General features: G+C 58.7%; 2 protein-coding genes and 1 riboswitch. Both genes read right to left on the reverse strand.

Annotated features, from left to right (window positions below; genetic code table 11):
• Position 1: 1 nt before the first annotated feature.
• Positions 2-85, reverse strand: a riboswitch (cyclic di-GMP riboswitch).
• Positions 86-155: 70 nt separating this feature from the next.
• The gene (locus KJB29_RS19035) at positions 156-872 is read right to left on the reverse strand and encodes a Crp/Fnr family transcriptional regulator (RefSeq protein WP_215735887.1); all 717 of its coding nucleotides are present in this window, start codon (positions 870-872) and stop codon (positions 156-158) included.
• Between the two features lie 148 nt (positions 873-1,020).
• On the reverse strand, positions 1,021-1,648 hold a 628-nt coding region (locus KJB29_RS19040; RefSeq protein ID WP_246562092.1), incomplete at its 5' end, for an Ig-like domain-containing protein.

Consider the following 1,648-nt stretch of genomic DNA (forward strand, 5'->3'; position numbering starts at 1 on the left):
CTTCGACAACCCGGCTATCCTGACCATGGAGTCAGGACCCGTGGCTTTGCGTCCTCCGGTTACCCGAAGTTTGCCCTTTCGGAAACTTTTCTTGCTATCTGGAATACTTGTCGGCAGTAACCATTAAAACTTGAGACGAAAAAGTGTGATGTAGGTCACAAATAGGGCGGGTTGTGAAAAAGGAGAGGTTTCAGGAGCATCCTCCGACTGGCGAGCAACTCGATCTCTCCGTTCCGGGAGAAACGGCCCAGAATGCGGCTCGCTGTTTCACGGGACACCGATGCATAGCTGGCGACGGTCTGGTGGGTAAGCTTGATGGTGAGAATTTTCCCCCGCGAGTCGTCGACGCCGTACTGGGTGCCGAGATACTTGAGAACACCCCGGATCTTCTGTTCCGCAGAGGGAAAGCGGGTCAGCTTCATGAGGAACCACGATTCGCGCAACCGTCCGCAAAGCACACTGATGATCTGGCGTAGTACCCGGTCATTGGTGAGAATCTGGCTCTCGAAGGTGGTGCGGGCAATGAGGCCGATGGTGGCATCTTCATGGGCCATGAGGGTTGCCGGTGACGTGCGGCCGTCAAGGAGTGCCATTTCACCGAAAAACGCTCCTTTGCGATGAATGGCCAGGACCTGCTCCGAGCCGTCGGCTCCCTGCTGCACCACCCGCACCTTTCCTGCAAGGACGAGGTACATGTAGTTAGCGGTGTCGGCCTCATGGAGGATGGTGCGGTTCTTGGGGAAGACCCGTATATCGATGAGTCTGCTCAGATTTTCGATATCATCGGGGGGAAGGGGGGCAAACAGGGGAATGCTGCGCAGAACCGGCTGCAGATCCACATGCGGGGGGAGTTGTGGAGTCCTTGAGTTCATGGTGCAACACCTGTAAATGAAGGGTTGGAATGCTTTGATTACAAGTATAGCAGCCTGGATGATGAGTACACGCGGATGGTTGACGGTTGCGTTTTGAGTTTCAGGACAAAGGGGGGAGGACCGCCACCCCCTTTGTCCTGATTGGATGTTATTTGAGGACCGATATGGTGGAGGTGCTCATATTCCCCGCCGCATCGAAGGCCCTGGCTAGAATGGTGTGGGTGCCGGCGACGACTTTGCGGGTGTTCATGGTGTAGGAGAGGGTGCCCCGTCCGTTCACAGCCGTGACAAGGTTGCCGTCAAAAAGGAGTTCTATCCTGCTGATCGCCACGTTATCGCCGGCAGCGATGGAAATGGTGGTCTTGGTCCCGATTGTCGCGCCGTTGGCTGGAGATGTGATGGCAACGGTCGGGGCGATGGTGTCGGCCGCGGTCGTGGTGGTAACGGGGGGGGGAGTGGTGACGGCTGTGGCCGCGTTGGCGACCATGACGGAAACACTGCCTGACCATCCCGTGTTTCCCGCGGCGTCATAGGCCACGGCCTCAAGGGTGTAGGAGCCGTCCGCCGTGGTGGTGGTGTCCCACGAGAAGGCGTAGGGAGCGGTGGTTGCCGTGGCGAAGGGGGCGCCATTGATGCGGAGTTCCACCTTGGCCACGCCGACGTTATCGGAAGCCGCCACCGCCACCGACGCGTTCCCTTTGACGGTGCTGGAATTCGTGGGGGAGGTGATCGATGCGGTCGGGGCGGTGGCGTCGCTTACCGGCACCGCACTCTGG

This window comes from Geobacter grbiciae (assembly GCF_018531165.1).
Classification (GTDB): Bacteria; Desulfobacterota; Desulfuromonadia; order Geobacterales; family Geobacteraceae; genus Geobacter; species Geobacter metallireducens.